The sequence below is a fragment of the Glycomyces niveus genome (assembly GCF_017592475.1).
In the GTDB taxonomy this organism is placed as follows: Bacteria; Actinomycetota; Actinomycetes; order Mycobacteriales; family Micromonosporaceae; genus Glycomyces; species Glycomyces niveus.
The window spans coordinates 227,703-247,654 of sequence record NZ_JAGFNP010000003.1; the positions used below are offsets into that span (position 1 = coordinate 227,703).

At 68.3% G+C, this 19,952-nt stretch carries 19 protein-coding genes; 5 read left to right on the plus strand and 14 right to left on the minus strand.

Translation table 11 applies throughout. The features are described from left to right. Positions 1-418: 418 nt before the first annotated feature. From thrB to argS, 5 genes are read right to left on the minus strand one after another with little or no spacing between them, the layout of a single operon-like run. A complete protein-coding gene (gene thrB, locus J5V16_RS06805) occupies positions 419-1,321 on the minus strand; it encodes a homoserine kinase (protein ID WP_208495326.1) in 903 nt (300 codons plus the stop codon). Then, entirely contained in the window at positions 1,322-2,377 is a 1,056-nt protein-coding gene (thrC, locus tag J5V16_RS06810; protein ID WP_208495648.1) for a threonine synthase, read from the minus strand. It abuts the gene before it with no gap. A gap of 21 nt (positions 2,378-2,398) precedes the next feature. After that, positions 2,399-3,676: a homoserine dehydrogenase gene (locus J5V16_RS06815; protein ID WP_208495327.1), complete on the minus strand. Its 1,278-nt coding sequence runs from the start codon at positions 3,674-3,676 to the stop codon at positions 2,399-2,401. A gap of 35 nt (positions 3,677-3,711) precedes the next feature. After that, positions 3,712-5,115: a diaminopimelate decarboxylase gene (gene lysA / locus J5V16_RS06820; protein WP_208495328.1), complete on the minus strand. Its 1,404-nt coding sequence runs from the start codon at positions 5,113-5,115 to the stop codon at positions 3,712-3,714. Further along, a complete protein-coding gene (gene argS, locus J5V16_RS06825) occupies positions 5,115-6,764 on the minus strand; it encodes an arginine--tRNA ligase (protein ID WP_208495329.1) in 1,650 nt (549 codons plus the stop codon). Before argS ends, lysA begins: the two co-directional genes overlap by 1 nt. A 104-nt stretch (positions 6,765-6,868) precedes the next feature. Between argS and J5V16_RS06830 the strand changes: the two genes are divergently transcribed. From J5V16_RS06830 to J5V16_RS06850, 5 genes are all read left to right on the plus strand, one after another. Further along, positions 6,869-7,564, plus strand: coding sequence for a DUF3105 domain-containing protein (locus J5V16_RS06830; protein WP_208495330.1), 696 nt, complete (start codon positions 6,869-6,871; stop codon positions 7,562-7,564). Positions 7,565-7,704: 140 nt separating this feature from the next. Further along, positions 7,705-8,553 carry a DUF3105 domain-containing protein gene (locus J5V16_RS06835; RefSeq protein WP_208495331.1) on the plus strand — a complete coding sequence of 283 codons (849 nt, stop codon included), beginning with the start codon at positions 7,705-7,707 and terminating at the stop codon, positions 8,551-8,553. 89 nt (positions 8,554-8,642) lie between these two features. Beyond that, positions 8,643-9,263 carry a DUF305 domain-containing protein gene (locus J5V16_RS06840; RefSeq protein WP_208495332.1) on the plus strand — a complete coding sequence of 207 codons (621 nt, stop codon included), beginning with the start codon at positions 8,643-8,645 and terminating at the stop codon, positions 9,261-9,263. Between the two features lie 10 nt (positions 9,264-9,273). Next, the gene (locus J5V16_RS06845) at positions 9,274-10,017 is read left to right on the plus strand and encodes a hypothetical protein (protein ID WP_208495333.1); all 744 of its coding nucleotides are present in this window, start codon (positions 9,274-9,276) and stop codon (positions 10,015-10,017) included. A 55-nt stretch (positions 10,018-10,072) separates the two neighbouring features. After that, positions 10,073-10,414: an MmcQ/YjbR family DNA-binding protein gene (locus tag J5V16_RS06850; RefSeq protein WP_208495334.1), complete on the plus strand. Its 342-nt coding sequence runs from the start codon at positions 10,073-10,075 to the stop codon at positions 10,412-10,414. 55 nt (positions 10,415-10,469) lie between these two features. Here J5V16_RS06850 and J5V16_RS06855 read toward each other — a convergent pair whose 3' ends face one another. The 9 genes from J5V16_RS06855 to J5V16_RS06895 form a co-directional block, all read right to left on the minus strand. Beyond that, on the minus strand, positions 10,470-11,357 hold the full coding sequence (locus tag J5V16_RS06855; protein WP_208495335.1) for a hypothetical protein: 888 nt from the start codon (positions 11,355-11,357) through the stop codon (positions 10,470-10,472). A gap of 147 nt (positions 11,358-11,504) precedes the next feature. After that, entirely contained in the window at positions 11,505-12,782 is a 1,278-nt protein-coding gene (cysN, locus tag J5V16_RS06860; protein ID WP_208495336.1) for a sulfate adenylyltransferase subunit CysN, read from the minus strand. Further along, complete coding sequence (gene cysD / locus J5V16_RS06865; protein WP_208495337.1) at positions 12,782-13,684, minus strand: sulfate adenylyltransferase subunit CysD; 903 nt, start codon at positions 13,682-13,684, stop codon at positions 12,782-12,784. Before cysD ends, cysN begins: the two co-directional genes overlap by 1 nt. Positions 13,685-13,759: 75 nt before the next feature. After that, positions 13,760-14,584, minus strand: a complete 825-nt coding sequence (locus J5V16_RS06870) for a 3'(2'),5'-bisphosphate nucleotidase CysQ (RefSeq protein ID WP_208495338.1) — start codon at positions 14,582-14,584, stop codon at positions 13,760-13,762. 107 nt (positions 14,585-14,691) lie between these two features. Then, positions 14,692-15,231 (minus strand): hypothetical protein, encoded by a 540-nt coding sequence (locus J5V16_RS06875; protein ID WP_208495339.1) that lies wholly within the window; start codon positions 15,229-15,231, stop codon positions 14,692-14,694. A gap of 219 nt (positions 15,232-15,450) precedes the next feature. Further along, on the minus strand, positions 15,451-17,199 hold the full coding sequence (locus tag J5V16_RS06880; RefSeq protein WP_208495340.1) for a hypothetical protein: 1,749 nt from the start codon (positions 17,197-17,199) through the stop codon (positions 15,451-15,453). Positions 17,200-17,201: 2 nt separating this feature from the next. Next, positions 17,202-17,927: a hypothetical protein gene (locus tag J5V16_RS06885; RefSeq protein ID WP_208495341.1), complete on the minus strand. Its 726-nt coding sequence runs from the start codon at positions 17,925-17,927 to the stop codon at positions 17,202-17,204. A 13-nt stretch (positions 17,928-17,940) separates the two neighbouring features. Next, complete coding sequence (locus tag J5V16_RS06890; protein WP_208495342.1) at positions 17,941-18,276, minus strand: hypothetical protein; 336 nt, start codon at positions 18,274-18,276, stop codon at positions 17,941-17,943. Between the two features lie 162 nt (positions 18,277-18,438). Then, positions 18,439-19,944: a sugar transferase gene (locus J5V16_RS06895; protein WP_208495343.1), complete on the minus strand. Its 1,506-nt coding sequence runs from the start codon at positions 19,942-19,944 to the stop codon at positions 18,439-18,441. Between the last annotated feature and the right edge of the window lie 8 nt (positions 19,945-19,952).

Sequence of the window (19,952 nt, forward strand, 5' to 3'; positions counted from 1 at the left end):
TGGGTGCAACACCCCTGGGCTGTCCGCTGAGCAGACGGTCCTGATCGTGGTGAACAGCCTCTGGGCCTGCGACTGGACGGCTTGCGTCGAATGATCGTGCACGGTGTGAGACACGTGATTGCGATCTCCGCTGATTGCGATCCTCGCCTTTGCGATCCGATCCGGGCGGAGGCCCGGCGCCACAAGCGGACAGCGACTGTTCCTTGGTCGAAACCGTGCCATGCCACGCTGGAGCTATGCAAAGTCACAAATCCATGGTTGAGGGTGATGACCCAAACAAGAGATCAGGCGTGCGCTGGATGCGCCGCAGCTGTTGTGACTACAAGCATAAGCAAGGCTTCGAGCAGTCACGACACCGGGTGGTCGTCTAACTGGAATGGTAGCGCACTCTCGCCATTCCCAACAACGGACCCGAGGATCACTCGTTCGGGGAGGTCGCGACCTGTACGGCCCCGTCGGCGACGTCCAGGCGCATCGCCTCGAAGCCCGCGGGGACTTCGGGGACGCGCGCGTCGTCCACGGTCAGCGCGAGCACGGTCGGACCCGCGCCCGAGATCGCCGCGGCGATGCCGGCGGAGCGCAATGCCCTCAGCAGATGCGTGCTCTCCGGCATTCCCTTGGCCCGGTACGACTGGTGGAGCCGGTCGTCCGTGGCCTCGAACAGCCGGGAGGGGTGGTGGGTGATCGCGGCGGCGAGCAGCGCGGACCGGGAGAGGTTGAAGACCGCGTCGGCGTGCGGGACCTTCTCGGGCAGCGCGGCGCGGGCGACCGAGGTCAGGCCCTTGGACTGCGGCACGAACGCCCACGGGTGGACGCGCGGCGACGGGTCGAGGGTGATCGCCTTCGCACCGTCCTCAGTGGTGTAGGCGATGGTGAAGCCGCCGAGGAGACACGGGGCCACGTTGTCCGGATGGCCCTCGATCTCGCTGGCGAGGACCAGCTTCTGCGTGCGGGTCATGCCGGCGCCGGCGAGCGCGTCGGCGAGCATGATGCCCGCGACGATCGCCGCCGAGGAGGAACCGAGCCCGCGGGCGTGCGGGATCCGGTTGCGGCACTTGATCTTCAGGCCGGGAGCCGAGAGGCCGAGGTGCTTGAAGGTGCGCAGCATCGTGGCGGCGACGAGGTGGCGTTCGTCGAGGGGCACGGTGCCCTCGCCTTCGCCCTGGACTTCGACGGCGACGGCAGTGCCACTGGTGGCCTCGGCCGAGACCACGTCGCAGAGGTCGAGCGCGAGGCCCAGCGAGTCGAAGCCGGGGCCGAGGTTGGCTGAGGTGGCCGGGACGCGCACGGTGGCGCGCGGGCCGGTTGCGAAGGCCTCCAACTACAGTCCCAGCGCGGTGGCGGTCTTGGCCACGTCGACCGGGACGGTCTGCGGCTGCGGCGCGGTGGAGACGGCCCAGTCGGGGTCCTTGAGCCCGTTGCCGGTCACGGTGCAGACGATCGTCTGTCCCTTCTCGACCCAACCGGCCTCGGCCTGCTTGAGCAGGCCCGCCACCGAAGCGGCCGAGCCGAGTTCCACGAAGACGCCCTCATTGCGGGCGAGCAGCATGTAGGCGGCGTGGATCTCGCGGTCGGTGACGGCGATGATCTTGCCGCCCGACTCCTTCTCGGCGTCCAGGGCCTTGGTCCAGGACGCGGGGTTGCCGATGCGGATCGCGGTGGCGATGGTCTGCGGGTGCTCCACGACGTGGCCCTCGACGATCGGCGCGGCCCCGGCGGCCTGCACGCCGAGCATGCGGGGGCGCTTGGTGGCGTTGCCTTCCTCGGCGTCCTCGGTGTAGCCCATCCAGTAGGCGCTGATGTTCCCGGCGTTGCCGACCGGCAGCACGTGGAGGTCCGGGGCGTCGCCGAGGACCTGCACGATCTCGAACGCGGCGGTCTTCTGGCCCTGGAGGCGCACCGGGTTGATCGAGTTGACGAGCGCCACCGGGTAGTCCTGCGAGAGCTTGTCGGCGACCATGAGGCAGTCGTCGAAGTTGCCCTCGAGCTGGATGAGCTTCGCGCCGTGCACGAGGGCCTGCGCGAGCTTGCCCAGGGCGATCTTCCCGGCCGGGACGAGCACGGCGCAGGTGATCCCGGCGCGCGCGGCGTACGCGGCCGCCGAAGCGGAGGTGTTGCCGGTCGAGGCGCAGATGACGGCCTTCGCGCCGTCCTCGACGGCCTTCGAGACGGCGAGCGTCATGCCGCGGTCCTTGAACGAACCGGTCGGGTTGAGGCCTTCGACCTTGAGGAAGACGTCGCAACCGGTCTTCGCGGAGAGGACCGGGGCGGGCAGCAGGGGGGTGCCGCCTTCTTGCAGGGTGACGACGGGGGTGGCGTCGGTGACCGGCAGCCGGTCGCGGAATTCCTCGATGAGGCCGCGCCACCCCGGGCGCATGCTCGATGCGGACATCGGGTCCTATTCTCCTTCGACGCGCATGACCGAGGCGACTTGGTGCACCGAGGTCAGTTGCGACAGTTCCTCCACGGTGTCCGACAACTGCTTGTCGGCGGCCGTGTGGGTGACGACCACGAGCCGGGCCTCATCGCCCTGGCCGGATTGATGGACGGTGGCCAGGCTGACGCCGTGGTGGGCGAAGGTGGCCGCCACGCGGGCGAGCACGCCGGGCTCGTCGACCACGTCGAGGCTGACGTGGTACCGGGTGCGGGCCTCGCCGATGGGTTTCACCGGGAGGTCCTGGTAGGCGGCCTCGGGCGGGAACGCGGTCATCCCGCCCCGCTTGTTGCGCGCCACGGCCACGATATCGCCGAGCACGGCAGAGGCGGTCTCGGTGCCGCCCGCTCCCGCACCGTAGAACATGAGGCGGCCGGCGGACTCGGCCTCGACGAACACGGCGTTGTACGCGCCGTTGACGTTCGCGAGCGGGTGCGTCGCCGGGATCATCGCCGGGTGGACGCGCACGGACACGCCGTCGGCCTCCCGGGTGGCGATGCAGAGGGGCTTGACGACCCGGCCCTGGGCGGCGGCGGACGCGATGTCGGCGGCGGAGACGTCCCGGATGCCCTCGCGGTAGACGTCGCCCAGGTCGATGTGGGTGTGGAACGCGAGCGAGGCGATGAGCGCGGCCTTCGCGGCGGCGTCGTAGTTGTCGACGTCGGCGGTCGGGTCGGCCTCGGCGTACCCGAGCTCGGTGGCCTCGCCCAGGGCCTCCTCGAACGCGGCGCCGGTCTGCGTCATCTGACTGAGGATGTAGTTCGTGGTGCCGTTGACGATGCCGAGCACGCGGTTGATCGTGTCGCCGTGCAGCGACTCGCGCAGCGGGCGCATCAGCGGGATCGCGGCAGCGGCGGCGGCCTCGTAGTACAGGTCCGCGCCGCCCGCCTTCGCGGCGGCCGACAGGGCCGGGCCGTCCTCGGCGAGCAGCGCCTTGTTCGCGGTCACGACCGACTTGCCCTCGGCCAGCGCGGTGGTGATCCAGGTGCGGGCGGGCTCGATGCCGCCGGCGACCTCGACGACGATGTCCACGTCGGGGCGTTTGACGAGGCCGAGCGCGTCGGTGGTGAAGAGGTCCTTCTCGACCGGCAGGTGCGAGCGGTCGCGGTCGAGGCGGCGGACGGCGATGCCGACGATCTCGACCGGCTCCCCTACTCGGGACGCCAGCTCCTCCCCGCGCGTTCGCATGAGGCGCACGACTTCACTGCCGACGTTGCCGCATCCGAGTAGCGCGAGTTTCATCGCTGGTGTCCCTCTTCCTCTTGGTTTGGGCGTGTCTAGCCGACGTCGAGCCGCAGCAGGTCGTCGACGGTTTCACGCGCCAGGATCACACGCGCCTCCCCGTTCCGGACGGCGACGACCGGGGGGCGGGGCACGTGGTTGTAGTTCGAGCCCATGGAGCGGCAGTAGGCGCCGGTTCCAGGGACCGCGATCAGGTCGCCCGGCGCGACGTCGGCCGGGAGGAATTCATCTTTAACAACAATGTCGCCGGCTTCGCAATGCTTTCCCACTACTCGGGCGAGTGCGGGCGTGGCGTCGGACGAGCGGGAGGCGAGCGTCGCCGAGTAGGTCGCGTCGTAGAGGGCGGTGCGGATGTTGTCGCTGATGCCGCCGTCGACGGAGACGTAGAGGCGGGCGGCGTCCCCGGCGAGGGTGACGGGCTTGACGGTGCCGACCTCGTAGAGCGTGAACATGGTGGGGCCGATGAGGCTGCGTCCGGGCTCGATGGAGAGGCGCGGGACGTCGATGCCGGCGGCGGCGCACTCCTCGTCGACGATCTTGCGCAAGGACGCGGCGATGTCGGCGGGCGGCTGCGGGTCGTCCTGGCTGGTGTAGGCCATGCCGAAGCCGCCGCCGAGGTCCATCTCGGGGATGCTGACGCCGAAGTCGCTCTGGAGCTTCGCGTGGAGGCGGGCGACGCGGGCGGCGGAGATCTCGAACGCGGCGGTGTCGAAGATCTGGGAGCCGATGTGCGAGTGCAGGCCGAGGAGGTCGAGGTGCGCGGCGTTGATGACGCGGCTGGCGGCCTCGTAGGCGGCGCCCCCGGCGAGTGAGAAGCCGAACTTCTGGTCCTCGTGGGCGGTGGCGATGAACTCGTGCGTGTGGGCTTCGACGCCGACGTTGACACGGACCATGACGTTGGCACGCGTGCCGAGTTCGGCGGCGATCGCTTCGAGGCGCTCGATCTCGGTGAAGGAGTCGGCGACGATGCGCCCGACCCCGAGTTCGACCGCCTGGCGCAGTTCGGCGAGCGACTTGTTGTTGCCGTGGAGGCCGAGCTTGGCCGGTTCGAGCCCGGCTGCCAGCGCGACGGCGAGTTCCCCAGCGGTGCAGACGTCGACGAAGAGGCCTTCTTCGGCGGCGGCGCGGAGCACGGCCTTGGAGCAGAAGGCCTTGGAGGCGTAGAAGACGTCGGCGCCTTCGAACGCCTCGATCCAGGCGCGGCAGCGGGCGCGGAAGTCGTCTTCGTCGAAGACGTACGCGGGCGTGCCGAACTCGGCGGCGAGCTTCTCGACGGAGAGGCCGCCGATGTGCAGGACGCCGTCCTCGGCGCGTTCGACGTTCGACGCCCACAGCTGCGGCAGGAGCGTGTTGACGTCGTCGGGCACGCCGAGCCAGCCGGGGCGCAGCGCGGAGTAGTCGAAGTCGCCGTGCAGTGCGCCGGCTTCGTGGGTCCGCATTACATCCGCTCCGGAGCCGAGACGCCGAGCAGGCCGAGCGCGTTGGCGAGGACGACGCGGGTGGCGTCGACGACCCAGAGGCGGGCCTGGTTGACCGGGGTGGTCGCCTCGTCGGGGAACGGCAGGACGCGGCAGTCGTGCTGGAACCGGTGGTAGGCGGCGGCGAGCTCTTCGGCGTACCGGGCGACCCTGTGGGGCTCGCGCAGCTCGGCGGCGGTGGCGACCACGGCCGGGAACTCGGCGAGGGCCTTGAGCAGGTCGGATTCGCGCGGGTGGCTCAGGAGCGAGGCGTCGTAGTCCTCGCCCTTGTCGACGCCGCGCTCGGCGGCGTTGCGGAGCACGCCGGAGGTCCGGGCGTGCGCGTACTGGACGTAGTAGACGGGGTTCTCGTTGCCGTGCTTGGTCCACAGGTCGATGTCGAGGTCGATCATCGAGTCGGCGGAGTAGCGGGTGAGCGCGTACCGGGCGGCGTCGACGCCGACGGCCTCGACCACGTCGTTGAGGGTGATCATGTTCCCGGCCCGCTTGGAGAGCCGGATCGGCTCGCCGTTCTTGAGCAGGTTCACGAACTGGCCGATCAGGATTTCGAGGGTTCCCGGCTCGTCGCCGAACGCCTGGCTGATGGCCTGCATCCGGCCGACGTACCCGTGGTGGTCGGCGCCGAGCATGAGCACGAGCTTCTCGAAGCCGCGCTCGCGCTTGTCGAGGTAGTAGGCGCAGTCGGCGGCGAAGTAGGTCCAGCCGCCCTTGGAGTTCTTGAGGACCCGGTCCTTGTCGTCGCCGAAGTCGGTGGTGCGCAGCCACAGTGCGCCCTCGGCCTCGAAGACGTGTCCGAGCTCGGTCAGCCGCTCGACGGCCTTCTCGAGTTCGCCCCGGTCGTGCAGGTCCTTCTCGCTGAAGAACACGTCGAAGTGGGTGCCGAAGTCGGCCAGAGTGCCCTTGATCTCCTCGAGCATCAGCTCGAGACCGACGGTCCGGAAGACGTCGAGCGGGTTCTCGGCGCTGAGCGCGTCGGGACGCCGCTTGAGGACATCGGCCGCGATGTCGTCGATGTAGGCGCCGACGTAGCCGTTCTCGGGGGTCGGTTCGCCTTTGGCGCGGGCCAGGAGCGAGCCGGCGAAATGCTCGACCTGCGCGCCGGCGTCGTTGACGTAATACTCGGCGGTGAGCTTCGCGCCGGAGGCGCGCATGACCCGGGCGAGCGAGTCGCCCACGGCGGCCCACCGGGTGCCGCCGGCGTGGATCGGGCCGGTCGGGTTGGCGGACACGAACTCGAGGTTGGCGAAGACGCCGTCCAGGGTGTTGTTGGTGCCGTAGGAGTCGCCGGCGGTGACGATCTTCCCGGCGATCCCGCCCGCCGCAGCGGCGTCGAGGGTGATGTTGAGGAAGCCGGGTCCGGCGATGTCGACCTTGGCGATGCCGTCGGTCGCGGTCAGGTTCTCGGCGATCTTCTCGGCGAGTGCCCGCGGGTTCGTGCCGGCCTTCTTGGCGGTCTGCAGCGCGATGTTGGAGGCGTAGTCGCCGTGCTTGGGGTCCCTGGGTCGCTCCACCGCCGTCTGGGCGGGCAGTACGGCGGCGTCCAGGCCCAGGGCCTCGAACGCGGTGCGCGTAGCGGACAGCACTTTCTCTGCGAGCGTCTCAGGAGTCACCCGGTAATCGTAGACGCCGCCCTTCCGCGCCCGCGAGTGATAAACCCCCTTGTGGCCTGCACGGGTAGGTTGCTTCTGTGCAACCACGACGGAAGGCCTCGAACATGCGCCCGCCTCACTACCGCTGGACCGCCCTCGCCGCCGCCCTCGCGCTCGGCGCGCTGGCCGGATGCACCCCCGACGAGGGCGGGGACGCGGGCGACGGCTCCGCTGCGGCCGAGCAGACGACCACGGCCGGGCCGGGCGAACTCGAAGGGGTGGAGAGCTTCTATGGGGAGTACGGCGACTACGTCGGCGTGATGACGGCGATCCAGGACGGGAAGACCACGGCCGAGGAGCTGGAGTTCCCGTTCGTGGCGCAGCAGGAGCACCTGGACACCCTGAACACCTGGGACGGGCAGAACCCGGTGTACGACCTCAAGCCCCCGGCGGGCGGGAACCACCTCTCGGTGTGGCAGACGTGCAACGGCTCGGTGTACGACGGGCCGATTGTCGACGGGAACGCGGTCCACTCGATGGAGCACGGCGCGGTGTGGCTCACCTACGACCCCGACCTCGTCGAGCCGGCGGACGTCGAGGCGCTGGCACTGCTGATCAGCGCCCGCGACTACTCCCTGATGAGCCCGTACCCGGGCCAGGGCGTGGCGGTGTCGCTCCAGTCGTGGGGCAACCGGTACCAGACCGAGGACCCGTCGGATCCGAAGATCAGCGAGTACCTGGACGTGTACGTCCTGAACGAGCGGTTCAACCCGGAGCCGAACGCGACCTGCTCGGGCGGTGTGACGACGACCGCGCCCTAGGCGGGTCGCCGGAAGTCGGTTCGGGGCGCGCTCTAAGGGAGTGCCCCGTGCCGACCGGGTAAGGTGGCGTACGCGAGTGGACTTCATACCAGTCCGCTCCGGCTCATCCCGAACTCGACGAATAAGGCTCTCCCCGCGATATGGCATCGAAGAAGCAGACCGCCAGCAAGGGCTCCGGCAAGAGCACGAGCAAAGGCGCAGTCGTTGAAAAAGGCCCGGCCGCTAAGAAAGACGCTGGCAAGGGCGACACCAAGGGCGGCCTGAGCAAGTCCTCGGCCCCCGCGAACGCCCGCCGTGGCCGCGCCGTGCAGGTCAAGCAGCCGAAGCCGTGGGGCCTGATCTGGACCTTCACCGGCGTCGGCGTCGTCGCCCTCGGCCTCATCGGGGCCGCGGTGTTCGTCGTCTGGGATCGCAGCCAGCCGCCGGAAGGGGTCACCGACTTCTACGGCGAGTACAAGAACTACTCCGAGGTCACCGAGGCGCTGCAGGACGGCGACGTCAAGGAGGAGGACCTCGAGAACCCGTGGGTCGTCCAGCAGACCCACATCGACGGCGAGGACCCCATGGCGGTCCCCGAGTACGAGATCACCCCGCCCGCGGGCGGCAACCACCTCAGCCAGTGGCAGACGTGCACCGGCTCGGTGTACGACGCGCCGATCATGGACGGCAACGCCGTCCACTCCCTCGAGCACGGCGCGGTGTGGCTGACCTACGACCCGGCGCTGGTCGACGGCGACGGCATCGAGGTGCTCGCCAAGAAGGTCGAGGGCCGCGACTTCTCCCTCATGAGCCCGTACCCGGAGATGGGCGTGGCGGTGTCGGTGCAGGCCTGGGGCGTCCAGTACAAGACGGACGACATCAACGACCCGAAGATCGACGAGTTCATGGACTTCTACATCCAGAACGCCGACAACGCGGCCGAGCCGGGCGCCCAGTGCGCCAACGGTCTGACCACGACCACGGCCGACCAGCAGATGCCGACGGGCTGACGGACGCGAACCTTTGGGGGAGACGCTCGTTAGGTAAGTAGGACACGGGCGCTCTTATTCGGGGAGCGCCCGCCAGGAGAGGAACACGAATGAGCCGCTTGTGGCGGAGGCCCGCACTGCTGATCGCGATCACCGCGGTCCTCATGCTGACCGCGGGACTCGCGGTCGGCTGGGTGGCGGGCACCTCCGCCCCCGGCAACGACTCCGTCGAGGCCGGGTTCGCGCGCGACATGCAGACGCACCACCAGCAGGCCGTCGAGATGGCCATGTACGAGTGGGCGAACGGCTCCGACACGGCGATGCGGACGATCGCGTACGACATCGCGACCACGCAGTCCACCGAGATCGGCATGTACCGGACGTGGCTGCGCGACTGGGGCGTCGAGCTCTCCAGCGGCGAGCCGATGGCGTGGGCGGGCGAGGAGCACGCCCACGACAGCGCCGAGACCGGCGGGCTCATGCCGGGCATGGCCACCGACGAGCAGATGGAGGAGTTCAAGTCCCTCACCGGGGCCGAAGCCGACGTCATGTTCGCGGACCTCATGATCGCCCACCACGTCGGCGGCGTCGACATGGCCCGGGCCGCGCTCGAGCGCACCGACAACGAACTGGTCGAGACCGCCGCGCGGCGCACGATCAGCAACCAGCAGTCCGAGATCGAGAATCTCGAGAACCACCGCGACAACATCCTGAACGCCGTCGAAGAGTAGGAATGCGGCTGTGAGCGACCAGTGGGGGCCTCGATACGGCGACCCGTCGCACCCGACCACGGGGGAACTCCCCCGGGTCGGCGACGGCCGCACCGACGAGCAGCGCACGATCCAGGTCGACACGGTCGCCGACCCGCCGCCGCGCCAGGAATCGCGTTCGCGCTACCGCTACAGCTGGGAGACTCCCGCGCCCGCGGAGGAACCCGAGAGCCGCTTCTCCGAACCGTCGTCGTCTTACGACGCCGGCCAAGGCTTCTCCTCGTACGGTCCCTCCCAACCCCGCGAGCAGTCCGCCCCGCGCCCCGAGACGGGCTTCAGCAACTGGTCGGTCCCCCGGATCGGCCGCGAGAGCTCGGCCTCCGGCCTCACCGGCGAGCACTCCCGCCCGAGCCTGACCGGCCACCGCCCGGACGACACCGCCCAGTTCGCCCGCGTCGGCGACGGCGTCCGCGGCTCGGTCGGCCCCGTCTCCGTCCAGGTCGACCACGTCCGCGTCGACAACGGCGTCAACGGCGACACGCAGCTCCTCGACACGTCCAACTTCCGGCGCCCCCAGCCCGAGGAGATCCCGCCCGCCGAGCAAGCGCCCCAGCCCGAACCCGGCACAGGCTCTCTGCCCGCCATGCGCCACCAGGTCATCCCCGACTGGACCCAGACGCCCCTGCGCCTCCTCGCCGCCGCCGTCGTCGCCACCGCCGTCCTCGGCGCCTCCGCCGCCAGCCTCATCTCGATCGGCAACTGGATCAACCCCTGATCCGCCCTCCCTGTCACACCCGTGCGCGACCATGGTGGTGACGAGAGGGGTCCTGATGCCGACCTGGGACGACGTAGTGGCCATCGCGAAACGCCTCCCCGAAGTCGAGGAGACGACCAGCTGGCAGACCCCCTCCCTCAAAGTCAAGGGCCGCTTCTTCGCCCGCCTCCGCACCGAGGCCGAAGGCGGCCTCGCCCTCGTCTGCGACCCCAGCGAGAAAGCCGCCCTCCTCGCCTCCGCCGACCCCGCCTTCTACACCACGCCCCACTACGACGGCTACGCCATGATCCTCATCCACCTCGACCGCATCGACGAACCCCGCCTCACCGACCTCATCGAAGACGCCTGGCTGATCAAGGCCCCCGTCAAACTCCGAAAAGCCTACGAGCAGCGGTGAACGCAACGGGGCCGACCGCAGAAGCGGTCAGCCCCATCGAAGTAGCAGCGCGTACTCAGTCGAAGATGTCCTCCGCGCGGGCAGCACTGAAGGCGCTGGTGAACCAACGCTCCGCCTGCTCCGCATCAGTACAGGCCAGAACCCGCTCCCGAACGGGCTCGGACACCTCGACGCCGCGAAGTTCGAACATCTCGAGGACGGCTTTCGCCATGCCCCTCGCCTCGCCGCGCGCTTCGCCCCGTGCTTCACCGCGCGCCTCGCCCCTGAGCTCCAACCTGCCGGCCGGGCTCTCAAGGTACTCCTGGTACGTCATGCTCATGTAGTCCTCCAAGACGTCGCACGCTTCGGTTGAGAGAAGTTGCAGCGCCCATCCAGCATACTGCTGGCGGTCCGACTCGGACAGCTCGATGAGCCTCCGACCGAGCCTGTGGGCTATCTGTTCGGCCTGCGGTCCTCCGCAGGCCGCCTTGAGAATCAGGATCTCCACCGCCTCTCTGGAGCGGTCCTCATCGATCTCCAGGAGGTCCTCCGGGTTGATGACATCGGGGAGCAGGGTGAAACCGGGCGGTCCGACTTCGATCGCCCGCCGCGCCCAGTCCGCGGTCGCCGCGTCAGTGCATATCGCGAGCAGCCGCACCGGGCACTTGAGACGGGCACGGAGGATCGTGAGGTACATCGGCCAGCTGTAGTGCTTCCGGTTGTCCTGGCCGCGTTGGACTTCGATGATGACGGCGAAGACCGGCACCCCTGCCTCGTTGCGGAACACCGCCGCGTTGTCGCAGTTGAGCTCGAGCGGGTCGTTGTTGGTGAGCGCCTCCGATTCGGCGACTGCGCTGGCGTACGCGGGGAACGCGGCGCCGAGGGTCTTGACAAGCAGTTCTGCCGCGAGCTCCGGACGGGCCTGGAACAGGCGGATGGGGACCTCATGCGAATGGGTGACCATGACATGAAACGTTATTGGAACGCAGCGCACGATTCGCGTATCGACACGACGACACGCACGAGGCGAGACGTGCCTGGTGTCACATTCAGAGACAACGAATTCGGGGCCGACCGCAGATGCGGTCGGCCCCGAATTCGCTTGCGGCGCTTAGACGATGATGCCGGCGCCCACGGTGCGGTTGTCGGATTCGTCGATGATGATGAAGCCGCCGGTGGCGCGGTTGCGGCGGTAGTCGTCGCACAGGAGCGGCTTGGTCGTGCGGAGCGTGACGCGGCCGATCTCGTTGAGCTTCAGCTCGGTCGCGGCCTCGTCGCGGTGGAGCGTGTTGACGTCGAGCTGGTACTGCACGTCCTTGACGATCGCGCGCACGTCGGCGGTGGTGTGCTTGATGGCGTACTTGCCGCGAAGCTTCAGCGGCCGCGACTCGTCCATCCAGCAGACCATCGCCTCGATGTCCTGCGAGACGCGGGCCTGGTTGCCCGGGCGGCAGAGCATGTCGCCGCGGGAGACGTCCAGCTCGTCCTCGAGGCGCACGGTGACGCTCAAGGGCGGGAAGGCCTCTTCGAGCGGGCCGTCGGCGGTCTCGATCGAGGCGATGCGGGACGTGAAGCCGCTCGGCAGCACCATGACCTCGTCGCCGGGCTTCATGACTCCGGAGGCGACCTGGCCGGCGTAGCCGCGGAAGTCGTGGTTGTCGTTGGAGTGCGGCCGGATCACGTGCTGGACCGGGAAGCGCACGTCCACGAGGTTGCGGTCCGAGGCGATGTGCACCTTCTCCAAGTGATGGAGGAGGCTCGGGCCCTGGAACCAGGGCATGTTCTCGGAGCGGTTGACCACGTTGTCGCCCTTGAGGGCCGAGATCGGGATGACCGTCAGGTCCGGCACCTCGAGCTTGGTCGCGAACGCCTTGAACTCGTTCTCGATCTTCTTGAAGACGGCCTCGTCGTAGTCCACGAGGTCCATCTTGTTGACGCACAGGACCATGTGCGGCACGCGCAGCAGCGAGCACAGGAACGCGTGGCGGCGCGACTGCTCCACGAGGCCCTTGCGGGCGTCGACCAGGATCAGCGCGAGGTCGGCGGTCGAGGCGCCGGTGACCATGTTGCGCGTGTACTGGATGTGGCCGGGCGTGTCCGCGATGATGAACTTGCGCTCGGGCGTGGAGAAGTACCGGTATGCGACGTCGATCGTGATGCCCTGCTCGCGCTCGGAGCGGAGCCCGTCGGTGAGCAGGGCGAGGTCGGTGTACTCGTCGCCGCGGCCGGCGCTGACGGCTTCGACGGCGTCCCACTGGTCGTCGAAGAGCGCCTTCGAGTCGAACAGGAGGCGGCCGATGAGGGTCGACTTGCCGTCGTCCACCGAACCGGCCGTGGCGAAGCGCAGCAGCTCGTGCGTGTCCTCGCGGGAGGTCAGGGTGTCCGTCATTAGAAGTAGCCTTCCCGTTTCCGGTCTTCCATCGCGGCCTCGGAGGTCTTGTCGTCACCGCGGGTCGCGCCGCGCTCGGTGATGCGCGTGGCGGCGACCTCGTCGATGATCTCGTCGATCGTGGTCGCGTCCGAGCGGACGCCGGCCGTCAGCGTCGCGTCACCGACGGTGCGGTAGCGGATCTTCTCCGAGAAGACCTCCTCGCCCTCGCGCGGCCGGATGAACTCGTTGACGGCGTACAGCATGCCGCCGCGATCCACGACCTCGCGCTCGGAGGCGAAGTACACGTCGGGGAGCGGGATGTCCTCGGCGCCGATGTAGCGCCAGACGTCGAGCTCGGTCCAGTTCGACAGCGGGAACACGCGGATCTGCTCGCCCGGGTGGACCCGGCCGTTGTACAGGTTCCACAGTTCGGGACGCTGGTTCTTGGGGTCCCATTGGCCGAAGTCGTCGCGGAAGGAGAACACGCGCTCCTTGGCGCGGGCCTTCTCCTCGTCGCGGCGGGCGCCGCCGAAGAGGGCGTCGAACTGGTACTTCTCGGCCGCTTCCAGGAGCACGGGGGTCTGGATGCGGTTGCGGGTGCCGTCCGGCGGCTCGGTGACCATGCCGCGGTCGATCGCGTCCTGGACGGAGGCGACGAGGAGCTGGACGCCGGTCTCTGCCACGCGGCGGTCGCGGTACTCGATGACCTCGGCGAAGTTCTGGCCGGTGTCGACGTGCATGACCGGGAAGGGGATGGGCGCGGGGGCGAAGGCCTTCTGCGCCAGGTGCAGCATGACGATGGAGTCCTTGCCGCCGGAGAAGAGCAGCACGGGCCGCTGACAGGTGGCCGCGACTTCACGGAAGATGAAGATCGCCTCGGCCTCCAGCGCGGCGATGTGGCTGATGCGGTAGTCGCTCACCGGCGCAATGCTCCTCTCGGCTGACCCCGGTTCGGGGTGTTCGGTTGTCGTAGGGTCCGGTCGGGAACCGGGTGGTCAGTTCGTCCCTTTGATGGCCTCGAGCGCGGGCCCGGCCAGGTCGGGGCGGCAGACCAGCAGGTCCGGAAGGTACGGGTCGGCATTGTTGTACCGCAGCGGGGCGCCATCGATCCGCGTGGCGTGCCAGCCGGAGGCCAGAGCCACCCCTACGGGCGCGGCGGAGTCCCATTCGAACTGCCCGCCGGCGTGCACATAAGCGTCAACTGTACCGGCGACCACGGCCATGACCTTGGCTCCGGCCGACCCCATCGGGACGAGTTCCGCCCCGAGCGCGGCGGCCACGGCCTCGGCTTCTGCCGGTGGTCTGGTGCGGGACACGGCGATCCGGGGCTTCCCCTCGCGCGGCGCGGGGACCGCGTACACCTCATCGGTGCGCAACGTCACACCCTGCGCAGGGAGCGCTACAGCCGAAGCCGTCAGTCCATGGCCCCGTTCCCACAATGCGACATGCACGGCCCAGTCGTCCCGACCGGCCTCGGAGTACTCGCGCGTCCCATCCAGTGGATCGATGATCCAGACCCGGTCGGCGCTCAGCCGCTCGGTGCCGATCCGCCCGGCCTCACCCTTGCCCTCCTCGGAGAGCACGGCATCCCCGGGCCGCTCGGCGGCGACGCGCCCCAGCAGGTAGTCATTGGCCCTGTTGTCCCCGGCGGCCTTGAGCGCCTTGGGATCGGCGAAGCCCATCTCCTCCCGGAGCTTGAGCAGCAACTCCCCCGCACCGGTCGCCAGCTCCGCCGCGAACGCGACATCACCAGGCGAAGCGGCCTCGGGCGCAGCGGTGGGAACTCCGGTCACCGAAGCGGAGTCAGGGGCGTCATGCATGCGCGCCAGTCTACGCTGCAGCCCAACCACGCCCAAATATTGGGCCACCTGATCCCGCCATGCGGAAACCCCTCGCGTTTCCGGCCGGCCCGAATCCGGGGTGCTCCTCAGGCCAGGAGACCGAGCACGGACCCGTCTTGGAACGCGATCCGGTGGTAATCCGCCTTGACGCAGTTCGTCGGCTGCTCCTTGTGCACACCCTGGTAATACGCGACCGAAGAGGAGTACTCCATGACCGTCGAGCAGGCCATCGGATAAGCGGGAAACTCTTCCTTCCCCCGCAGACTCCGCCCAAGATCCCTGAGCCCGTCCATGAACGACGGCTCCTTCAAACTCGGATCGGCAGGCACCAGCTTGAAAACGGTGAGACGCCGATCGGTGAGGATGACACCCGCCTTGGGCACAGTCAGCGCATCGGCGACCTGCACGGCCAACCCCGCCGGCGACGGGCTCACCACAACCGCACTCACCCTCGGCTTCCCCTCCTCCCCCGTCGGCTTACGGCGAACCTCCCGACCGGGCACCTCAAAACTGAACGTGAACGCATCCCGCGCAGCGGACACCACGATCGACTCGCCAGGCACCAAGAACCCGCCGTCCAACACACCCGGCAGATCCCGCCCAATCTGAAAATCGCGGTACTTCATCGCCGGTCCCCTGCCTGTAGGACGCCGAGCTTTCGGGATATCGGTGCGGCAAGGGGCGCTCGTAGAGCGTGAATCATCGATCCTCCAGGGAGTCGGGGTGCATGCCCGCCCAGGGTGAGTTTGCGACGGAACCTGGGCGGGCATGAGCTTCGGAGTCAACAAGTAGCGGGACGGCCGGGCCTGATCAGGCATGGCCGCCCCGCTAGTGAGCGCTTGCGTCTAGGCGAGGGGGTCGTTCTCGTCGTTGAAGCGGGCGAGGCCCCAGATGTCCTCGTCTTCGGTGAGCCAGGTGCCGGTGTTTGCTTCCTCGTCGTCGCCCACGCCGTTCGCGCCGCGGCCGCCGCCCATCATGCCTCCGGCACCGGCGCCCGCACGGCCACCCGCTCCGGCGGCCTTGCCGAAGAGGCCCTGGCCCTTGCCGACACCGCCTGCACCGGCGCCACGGCCGGCGCCGCCCGATCCGGTCATGCCCGTCATGCTGCCGGTGCCGCCTGCAGCGGGACCGAAGAGCCCGGAACCGGGGCCGAGGCCACCGCCGCCGGCACCCATACCGCCGCCGCCAGCACCCGTGCCGAGACCCGGCCCGGTCAGGGTGCCGGAACCTGCACCGAGGCCGCCACCCGACGCGAGACCACCGGAGGTGTCGTCATCATCGTCAGTGGAGGACTCCCACGGGTTGAGTCCGGTGTCGGTTCCGGGGTTGGAGCCGCTCGGGACGTTGCCGCCACCGAAGTTGTTCGATGTTGCGGGCGGAGTCAGGCCAGCGCTGCCGGAGCTGTTGACGGAACCGTTCCAGTCACCGCCACCAGGCGGTGAATAGCCAGACTCTGCCAGATCGCCAGCGGATTCGCGGAAGGTCGTGTCTCCGGACGGCTGGACCGTCGGGACGAACTCGGACGCAGAGGTCTCGGCATCCTGCCAGCGGGCGGTGACTGAATCGTTCTGTTCCGCCGCGCGCGCCTCGTAGTCTTGCGAGCCTTCCGCATAGTCCTGCTGGGCACGCTCGTTCGCATCCTGCCGGGCCAACTGCTCGGCCTGAGCGCGCAGGGAGGACTCCTGAGAGGGCGTCAGCGTGGTCGCTTCGGCCTTCTCCTCTGCGTCCATGCCCTTCGTGTCGACCCCGTTGACGTGCTCGGCCTTGAGACGCGTGTAGTGGTACTCGGTTTGGTCGACGACGTACTCGTTCAGCTCGTTCGTGTACTCGCCGTCGAACCCGCCCATTTCCATGGCGCCCTTGACACCGTCATCCTCACCATCGAGAGCGCAGCCGTCGCTGATCTCGCACTCGCCCGAGTGGAACGGGGGACGGACGTGGATCTTGGTGTCGGTGAAGAGACTGCCCTCATCCTCGACCCAGTACTGGGGCGCGGGATAAGGCAGCTCACCGGAGCCGCCACCCTGGAGGTTGTAGATCTCGTCGCCTTTTTGGTTGAGTAGGCCAACCATGCCGGTGGTTTCCGTACCGATGTCGGCGGAGATCTGTTCGCAGTTTGCGAACACCGCCTCCATCTGCTCGGCGAAGGCATCGAAGTCGTTGCCCTGCCAGCCGTTCGACAGCTCGGTCAGCTTGGATCGGAGGATCGGTGCGACGGCGGTGCCTTCGTTGTCGGTGAAGTCGTTGTTGAACATCCCCCACTTGAGCGCGATTTCCTTGAGCGCGTATTTATCCGGGTCCGCGGGCCGGACTTGGGCCACCAAGGACTGAACCTCGTCCTGGCTGGGGGCGGCGGTACCCGTGGCAACGCACTTCAAGTTCGAGATCTGGCCGGTCACGGGAATCGCCGAGACCAACTTGACCCAAGCGTCTTCGGCGGGATTGTGGGTGTTCTGGCAATCGCCGTTGGGGCAGGGGTCGCCACCGAGATAGGCACCGTCCGCCATCGACTGTTGGCTGTCGATGGCCTCTTGACCTGCAAGGTCGGCGTTTCCTGCGTAGTCCTCGGTCTGGAATTCGATGTTGTCGCCCATGACTACTGAACCTCCGCAATCCGGTCGTTGACGGTCTGGTTGACCTCAGGAAGATAGGTATCGACGAACCACTGGTTCAGTTCGTCACTGGTGAACTGGTACGCCGGAGTGCCCTCGTTCCGAAGACCGAAGTCGGCGCCGTAGTTCAGCTGGATGTGGAGGACCCACTGGCCGTCGCGCGCAATCACTTCCACATTGGGGCTCTCAGCACTGCCGGTCCAGGAGACCAAGGTTCCCTGATCCCAAGGATCGCCGAACTCTTCGGTCTGCGCGTCAGTGCCCTTGGCCGCCTCCGACTCTGCCGTTGCGATACGGTCCTCGTAGGCGGTCGTGGCCTGCTCTTCGCTCTCGGTGGGAACGATCTTGACCTTGATCTCGCCACCGCCCATGGTGCTGGCGTACTCGTCTGCGGCGGAGATGCTGATGAGGTCGTTGCAACCAATGGACTCGGGATCCCAGGTGTTGCCGAGCTCAGCACTGCTCGGCTCGCCGCCAGTGTTGGTGGAAGATCCGTATCCCTCAATACCCATGTATTCCGTGATGGGTTGGAGGTTGCTGAGGACTTCACACGCGTCCCAGGAAGTCATCTCGTCGTAAACCGCGTTGCCGCCACCATCGCCGTTAGCGTCGCCGGAGGTGTCGCCGCCTCGTTCGAAGAGGCTGCAGCCACTGAGGAGGAGTGCTGCGACACCGGTCGCGGCAAAGGTCTTGAAAACAGTGCGCTTCATCGGGTGCGGTGTCCTAGGTGTTGTTCTCGACGTCGGATTGGCTGGCGTTGAATTCGGCCAGGTTCAATTCTTCGGCATCGGTGTGGACGCCCAGCGACTCGTTGATGGTCACGATCGCACCATAGAGGTCCGCGCGCAGCTTCTGCAGGTTGTTCCACACTTCTTCGTGGGCGGCCGCGTAGTCGCGGCGGGCCTGCTGCGAGGAGTCGAGGAGTCCGAACCCGGGCTCGACCCCCAACTCCTCACCAGTGCGAAGCAGCTGAAGCTTCTCGGTCACGAAGTTGAAGCGCGCCGCGAGTTCGTCGCGGTACGCCTCCAGGTAGGCGGGATCGAGAATGCGCTGAGCCACGGCGGGGACCTCCGGGGTGTATTCGGGCGAAACTTCTGCAAAACCGTCTCGATTTTAACGGTTCGGTGCAACACCGTGTGACCGCGGTGTTCTCGCACCATAGCCAACTCAGACAAGGTCGCCCCGCCCGGCAAGCCGGGCGGGGCGATGGGTTGCCTTGAGTCAGTACGCGCCTTGCGGGCGCAGGATGGCGGTCACGGTGCGGAGCAGGATCACGAAGTCCAGGGAGAGGTTCCAGTGCTCGACGTAGCGGAGGTCGAGGCGGACGGCCTCTTCCCAAGGGAGGTCGGAGCGGCCGGAGACCTGCCAGAGGCCGGTCATGCCAGGTTTGACGGCGAGGCGGCGGCGCATGTCGGATTCGTAGGCGGCGACTTCGATGGCGAGCGGGGGGCGGGGGCCGACGAGGCTCATGTCTCCTCTGAGGACGTTGACGAGTTGGGGGAACTCGTCGATGGAGAAGCGGCGCAGGTACTTGCCGACTTTGGTGATGCGGGGGTCGTCCTTCATTTTGAAGAGGACGCCGTCGCCTTCGTTGAGGTGGGCGATCTCCGCGAGGCGGCGTTCGGCGTCGAGGTGCATGGTGCGGAACTTCCAGATCGTGAACGGCTGGCCGTCCTTGCCGATGCGCTCCTGCTTGAAGAGGGCGGGACCGGGTGAGGTGCAGCGGATCAGGAAGGCGGCGGTCAGGAGGAGCGGGGAGAGCGCGAGCAGGAGCATGGCGGCGCCGATGCGGTCGACGGCTTCTTTGGCGAGGCGGCGGACGCCGGTGAGGCGGGCGTGGTCGAGGTGGAGCATGGGGAGGCCGTCGACGGGGCGGACGGTGGTGCGGTCGCCGGCGACGTCGACGAGGGCGGAGGCGACGATGAGGTCGACTTCGCTGCGTTCGAGCTTCCAGGCGAGGCGGCGGAGGGCCTGGCCGTCGATTTCGGGACAGCCCAGGACGATCACGGTGTCGGCGCGTTCGGCGGCGACGGCTTCGGCGATGCGGTCGAAGCTGCCGCGGATGCGGGTGTCGAAGTCCAAAAGCGCCCCGCGGGGTTCGTCGGTGGGCAGGCAGGCCGCGACGACGTTGAGGCCGTGGTAGTGCTCGCGGCGGAGCTGGACGATGAGGGCGGCGACGGAGGACTCGTGGCCGACGAGGACGACGCGTTTCATGCAGCGGCCGCCGCGGCGCATGCGGTGGAGCCATTTGCGCCAGCCGAAGCGGGCGACGATGGAACAGGCTGCGGCCGTGGGGATCGCGATCAGGACGAAGACGCGGGAGGTCGGCAGCTCGAGTCCATAGGAGACGATCGCGACGGCGGCGGTGAGCGCGACGGCGGCGTGGACGATGCGCTGGTACTCCTCGGTGCCGACGAAGAGGTACCGCTTCTCGAAGGCGCGGGAGAGGCCGAGCGCCGCGATCCAGACCGCGGGCAGGGCGATCAGGGCGAGGGCGTAGACGCGGGTGCCGTCGTTGACGTGGCCGAAGCGGGCGAAGAAGGCCAGGGCCGCGCCGAGGATGCCGGCGGTGACGTCGGAGGCGATGATGCCCGCGAAGTACTTGCGCTGCCAAGCGGGCGGGCCGCCGTAGGGCCGGGTCGCTTGGGGTCCTATGGAATAGACGCGTCCCCTGGCAGGGAGGTCGTGCACGCCTTCGAAAGCCGTCGAGTCCGCAACCACTGTCATGCTCGGAT